The 6,483-nt window shown below is 39.1% G+C and carries 6 protein-coding genes; 2 read left to right on the top strand and 4 right to left on the bottom strand.

Going from position 1 to position 6,483, the window contains the following annotated elements; all coding sequences use genetic code 11:
• Positions 1-407 precede the first annotated feature (407 nt).
• Positions 408-785: a cobalamin biosynthesis protein CbiX gene (locus EVJ48_10070; GenBank protein ID RZV36725.1), complete on the top strand. Its 378-nt coding sequence runs from the start codon at positions 408-410 to the stop codon at positions 783-785.
• Positions 786-839: 54 nt separating this feature from the next.
• A complete protein-coding gene (locus tag EVJ48_10065; protein ID RZV36724.1) occupies positions 840-2,591 on the top strand; it encodes a radical SAM protein in 1,752 nt (583 codons plus the stop codon).
• On the opposite strand, the gene EVJ48_10060 is transcribed toward EVJ48_10065, so the two are convergent.
• The 4 genes from EVJ48_10060 to EVJ48_10045 form a co-directional block, all read right to left on the bottom strand.
• On the bottom strand, positions 2,549-2,941 hold the full coding sequence (locus EVJ48_10060; protein RZV36723.1) for a LysR family transcriptional regulator: 393 nt from the start codon (positions 2,939-2,941) through the stop codon (positions 2,549-2,551). The genes EVJ48_10065 and EVJ48_10060 overlap by 43 nt on opposite strands.
• 25 nt (positions 2,942-2,966) lie before the next feature.
• Positions 2,967-4,175: a cell division protein FtsZ gene (gene ftsZ / locus EVJ48_10055; GenBank protein RZV36722.1), complete on the bottom strand. Its 1,209-nt coding sequence runs from the start codon at positions 4,173-4,175 to the stop codon at positions 2,967-2,969.
• 82 nt (positions 4,176-4,257) lie between these two features.
• Positions 4,258-5,493: a cell division protein FtsA gene (gene ftsA, locus EVJ48_10050; protein ID RZV36721.1), complete on the bottom strand. Its 1,236-nt coding sequence runs from the start codon at positions 5,491-5,493 to the stop codon at positions 4,258-4,260.
• 33 nt (positions 5,494-5,526) lie between these two features.
• The gene (locus EVJ48_10045) at positions 5,527-6,399 is read right to left on the bottom strand and encodes an FtsQ-type POTRA domain-containing protein (protein ID RZV36720.1); all 873 of its coding nucleotides are present in this window, start codon (positions 6,397-6,399) and stop codon (positions 5,527-5,529) included.
• Positions 6,400-6,483: the final 84 nt, after the last annotated feature.

The following is a 6,483-nucleotide window of genomic DNA, read 5'->3' as shown; positions in this document are numbered from 1 at the left end:
GCAGTTTCTCCGTTTTCCCGCACTTTTCATCCCTTTTTATAAATGTGCCGTTTATTGCGCAATATTTTGTAATATTATATAATACTATGGGGATAGAATTCAATGTTGCGATAGGACCCAAAATTGCTGATAGAAAATTATTTTTCTGGATGAGCCGTCTAAATACCGACGGCTTTAAACCGTACCCGCCTGTGCGGGAATGACAATTAAGGAGAAAAAAGGGTCAGATTTATTTTTCGGATACGAAAAGCAGCAATTAACTATAGAAGGGGAAAATAGAAAAAGGTGTCAGATTTTGTTTTACGCATACGAAGAAAAGCAGCAATTAACTATCAAGGTGTTGCGTAAAATTAATCTGACACCTTTTTCGGAAAAAAACAACACAATAATAAAGGTAAATTAAAATTATGAAAGAATCGGTAGTGCTTCTCGGTCACGGTTCGAGAAGAAGCGATGCAAACGATATTTTAAGAAATATGACCGATATAATAAGGTCTAAAGTGCCATTCGAGGATGTTAAAATAGAATGCGCATATTTAGAATTTGCGGAACCCAACATAAACGATATACTGGAAAAATTGGCGGAAGAAAATTTTGATTCGATATACGTAATACCTTATTTCCTGTATTCCGGAAACCACGTTTCGAGAGATATTCCTGAAATATTAAGAAAATACGGCGAAAAATACCCCGAAATCAATTTTAAACTCGGCGATTATCTGGGAGTGGACGAAAGAATCGCCGACCTCGTCGCAGAAAAAATTGCCGCCGTTAAACCTTTATAGATATTATAAGCCTGCATTATACGGCAGACGCAGACGAAATATCCGCCTTATTTTATGAAAGATTATAAATTTAATAACCCTGCACGACGAAATCCGGCATATAGAGATATCGGCGGATTATACGATATCTACTTAAGGTCTGAACGCAACCGTCTTGCAAATTTAAACAGGGCAAACGCCTATTTAAAAGCAGTAATGGTTTTCCCGAATTACTACGGCGTAGCAATGTCTAATCTCGGTTTTTTAAGGGCGTACGAACTTATAAACCGTTCCGGCTTTATGTCCTGCGACAGAGCTTTTATGCAGGACGATTTATCGAAGGGCGTTATATCTCTTGAAACAAGGCGGAGACTCAAAGATTACGATTTTATTTTTTTTTCTTTAAGCTACGAAAACGATTTCGTAAATATACTTTCTATCTTATCCGCAGAAAAAATACCGTTCTTGTCTAAAGACAGAAACGAAAATTTTCCGCTTATTATGGCTGGCGGAGTTATTGCGTTTTTAAATCCGGAACCTGTCGCGCCTATTTTCGACCTAATGTTTATAGGCGAAGCGGAGGCAATATTTCCGGATTTTTTTGAAAAAATTAAATCTAAAAATAAACCCGATAAATATGAAATTATAAATTCTTCTGCCGGAATTAAAGGAATATACGTTCCTTCGGAATACGATTTTATTTTCGATCCAAAAAACCCTTATATTTTAAACGAAATTAAAATAGCAAACGGTTTTCCTAAAAGAGTCGCAAGGCGTTGGACGGACGAAAACCTTTCGTTTTCTTCATCGGTTATTACCACGGAATTTTCTGAATTAAGCAATATAAATATGATAGAAATCGAAAGGGGGTGCAAAAGAGGATGCAGATTTTGCAGCGCCGGTTTCATTTATCTGCCTTTAAGAGAATCTACAATAGACGCCGTAAACGAGGCGATATCCGCTACCGGCGAAAACGAGAAAGCCGGGTTCGTCGGATTCGGGACTATGGACGGTAAAAATATTGCTAAAATTATGCGCTTTTCTTTAGATTCCGGCAGAAATTTTTCCCTGTCGTCCGTCAGATTCGACTGCTTAGACGAAAATAATCTGGATATGATCAAAGAATCCGGAATAAAAACGGTGACTATAGGAATAGAAACCGGTTCGGAACGGCTAAAAAAAATGTTAAATAAAGTTCTAAGCAACGAAAATATAATAACGTCCGTCGGCGATATCGTTAAAAGAGGCATAACCGGAATAAAACTATATTTTATGTTCGGACTGCCGTATGAAAACAAAGACGATATGGACGATACGGTTAAATTAGTGAAAACAATACTTAAAGAATTTATATCGGCATCTAAGGCGAATAAAAGAATAGGCAAACTAACGGCTTCGTTCAGCCCTTTCGTGCCTAAAGCATGGACGCCGCTGCAGTGGGAAAATTTTGAAGATTTAAAAATTCTTAGAAAAAAAGCATCTTACATTGCTAACGGTCTTAGGAACATGCCTAATCTCGACGTAAATATAAACTCTTTAAACGCCGCGTTTACCGAGGCTTTTTTTGCGAGAGGTTCAAGACTTTCTACCGATATTTTGGTATATTCTTTTCTTAATAAAACAAGCATTAAAAAAGCCGCGGAAGACAAAGGCTTGCGTATGGACGGATTTATCAGGAAAATAGGCACGGGCGAACTTCTTCCCTGGGATATAATAGACCAGGGCGTTACGAAACGATACCTGCTGGAAGAATATAAAAGAGCGCTTAACCTTAAAACTACGCCTCAGTGTTTCGAGGGCTGTAAGAGATGCGGGGTTTGCGCATGATAATCGTCTAAGAACGTTTTTTCCTTTTCAAGCAGTTTTTCGTATTCCGCCATTATTTTTTTTGCATGTTCGGTTAAAACAGAACCGCCGCCGTATCTTCCGCCTATTTTTTTATCGACGAGTTCGAATCCGAATCTCTTTTCCATAAGATTTATGAAACTCCATGCTTTTTTATAAGAATATCCGAGTTCTTTTGCCGCTGAAGATATCGAACCCGAAGTTCCTATTTTTTTTAAAAGCATAAACCTGCCCATTCCGAAGACCGGCTCGCCGTTTTTTTCAAGCCAGATTTTTGCTTTTATATCATAATCAACAAAACCGCCGGATTTACCGGACTTAGAGTTTGGCATACAATATATATAATATATTATTAAATTAATCCGCCTGCTTTCTCATAAACGTAGGAATATCCCACTGGTCGTCCTCGTAATTGACTTCCTCTTCCACATCGGAAAATCTTTCGATATACGAGGGCGTTTCTTTTATATTTACGACGGTATCGGAAACAGGTTTAACCGGCGGAGTATTATCGTCTTCGGAAAACGGCGCTTTAACGGTCTGGCTTAATCCCTGCGCCTGTTGAGAAGCGGCTCCGCCCTGAACCGAAACTAAAGAGACGGGCTTGGCTTCACCGCCTAAACCAGTAGCTATAACGGTAATCATCATCCTGTCTTCAAGTTCGTCGTTTATAACCGCTCCGAATATTATATTTGCATCAGGATGAGCTTCGGACTTAATCTTTTCTGCGGCCTCGCTTACCTCGGCAATACCCATGTCTTTTCCGCCTGCAATATTTATTAATAGTCCTCTTGCGCCTTCTATTTTTATATCTTCTAAAAGAGGGCTGGAAACGGCTTTCTGCGCAGCTTCCAATGCTCTGTTCTCGCCTTGCGCTACTCCTGTTCCCATAAGAGCCATACCCATTTCCGACATAATCGTTTTAACGTCGGCAAAATCTACGTTTATAAGACCGTGAACGTTTATTAAATCGGATATACCCTTAACCGCCTGAAGAAGAACCTCGTCGACTTTTTTAAAAGCGTCTATCATGGAAGTATTTTTACCGGCGACGGCGAGAAGCCTCTGATTAGGTATGGTAATTACGGTATCGACGGTATTTTTTAATTCCCTCAATCCTTCTTCCGCCTGCTTCATTCTTCTGTTACCTTCAAAAATAAAAGGTTTTGTAACTACGGCAACGGTTAACGCTCCTACTTCTTTGGCTACTTCGGCTATTATCGGCGCTGCGCCCGTTCCGGTACCTCCTCCAAGTCCGGCGGTAATAAAAACCATGTCTGAACCTTCGAGAAGTTCTTTAACCCTTTCCCTGTCTTCCATAGCTGATTTTCTGCCGACTTCCGGATTAGCTCCCGCACCGAGTCCTCTGGTTACCTGTTCTCCAAGCTGAATTTTTATATTGGATAAATTTGCTTTAAGCGCCTGAGCATCGGTATTGGCGACTATGAACTCGGCTCCGGAAAGCCCCGCCGCAATCATTGTGTTAACCGCGTTTCCGCCGCCTCCGCCTACTCCTATAACTTTTATTTTTGCCGCCAATTCGTTGTTCTCGATAAATTCTAACATGATATCCTCCGTCGCTATTTTGTGGCAGTGCCGAAAACTGTCACTGCATTAATATATATATCGTAAAAAAAAATAACAAAGTTTAGAAAAAGTAATCAAGTAAATCGGAAAACCATTTTTTTATTTCGTCTATAAAACTATCCCCTTTTTTATAAGAAAAAGATTTTTTGTTCCGCTTGCCGTTTTTATAAGCATATTTCACGAGACCTACGGCGGTGGAATACACCGAAGAGCTGACTGCGTCCGTCAAACCGCCGACGTTTAAAGGATAGCCTATTCTTACCGGAGCGTTAAAAATTTCTTCGGCAAGTTCCGCCGAACCGTCTATTAACGCCGCGCCTCCGGTAATAACGTAACCGGAAAGAATTTTGCTTTCAAGACCGTTCTTCTCGATATTTTTTCTTATCCAAGTAAAAATTTCCGCCATTCTCTGTTCGATAATATTGCCGAGCAGCTGTCGCGATATAGGTCTAGGCGGTCTGCCGCCGAATCCGGGAATTTCTATTATTTCGTCTTTTCCGGCAAGAGACTCTTTTGCTATTCCGTATCTTATCTTTATTTTTTCTGCTTCCTGAGGTATAGTCGTAGTTCCCTTAGATACGTCGCTCGTAACGCTCTGTCCTCCTTTAGGAATGACGAAAGTATGTATTATATTTCCGCCGTTAAAAATTGCAATGTCGGTCGTTCCGCCGCCTATATCGATAAGCGCCACTCCGAGCTCTTTTTCGTCTTCGGTCAGCACGGCTTCGCTCGACGCTATCTGTTCGAGCACGATTTCGGAAACGTCTATTCCCGCTTTATTGACGCATTTAACTATATTCTGCGCGGCTATGCTTGAAGCGGTAACTATATGTACGGTGGCTTCCAGCCTGAGTCCGCTCATGCCGACGGGATTTTTAACGTCGTCCTGGTCGTCCACGGAAAAACCCTGCGGAATTACATGTATAACCTCATGGTCGATAGGTATGGATATGGTTTTCGCCGCGGACAAAACCCTTTCTACGTCCTGCTGTGCCACTTCCCTGCTTTTGACGGCTACGATTCCCCTGCCGCTGAAACCGCGGATATGGGAACCCGCAATGCCGACCGTGGCGGATTGAATCTGATAGCCAGCCATTAATTCAGCATCTTCTACGGCTTTGGCAATAGAATCTACCGTATTTTCGATATTTACGACTACTCCGTTTTTTAATCCCGTAGAAGTGCTGCTGCCTACGCCTATGATATCCAATGAATCGCCTTTTGCTTCGGCGACTATAGCGCAGACTTTTGTAGTCCCGATATCTAAGCCCACGAAAATGTTATCGTTCTTTTCCAATCTCAACCTCTGTTATATATAAAAAACGCTTAATTATTTAAATATACCGCTGTTAATATGTTCTGCTTTATAACCTGCCGGCAAAACCCTCGAACCTTTATTTACTTTTATAACGGCTTCGTTTTTATATTCCAAATTTATATAATTTTTATATCTAATATGAATTGCGTTAATTTCTAAAAAAAGTTTTTTCAGCGTTTTAAGTTTATTTCTATAATTGCCTATTCCAAACTTTATGCATAATCCTTTGCGCGTATAAAGCGCTATTCCGTCATCCTTCTCTACGTGAATTTCTCCCCTAAGCCCCGAAAGGATGGAATGCGATGAAATTTTTAAAAAAGATAAAGCTTTTTTTAATTTTTTGAAATAAACGCCGGAATTGTCAGTATTCAAACCTGTAATAACGGGGTATCCGTAACCGGAATGTACGCCGGCTTTTCCAATGATGTAACCCGTTTTAGAAACATAGTATAACTTATTCTTATAAACTACCATCGCAAAAATTTTCCTTTTTTTTATGACTATTACTATAGCGTCCGGAAATTTTCTGTAAACCGTAACGTTTTTGACCCATCTGTAAGAAGCCGCCAACCTCGAAAGCTTTTTTAAATTTATATTTATTAAATTTTCGTTTTTAAATAATCCCGACTGCGCAATTATTTTATTTTTTTCTTTATTAGTAATATTTTTTCCTACAATTTCTATTTTTTTTAATTTAAAAACTTTTTTATTTAAAAAAAAATAATTGTAAAATTTATACCCATAATATCCTGAAGCAAATATTATTATAATGACCGCAAAAATATAAAATAATTTGATAAAATATTTTCCAAAACTACTTTTGCTATTTTTACTTATTAAAGTTTTTTTACGTCTTATATTATTTTTATTTTTTTGCAACCGCATCTTCTATTATATTTTCTATTAATTCTATAAAACTCATGCCTTTGCTTTCCGCTATCATAGGTACTAAGCTGAGTTCCGTCATTC

Origin of the sequence: Candidatus Acidulodesulfobacterium acidiphilum, assembly GCA_008534395.1 — a bacterium.
Lineage (GTDB): Bacteria > SZUA-79 > SZUA-79 > Acidulodesulfobacterales > Acidulodesulfobacteraceae > Acidulodesulfobacterium_A > Acidulodesulfobacterium_A acidiphilum.
This window is presented reverse-complemented; position numbering and strand designations above follow the sequence as displayed.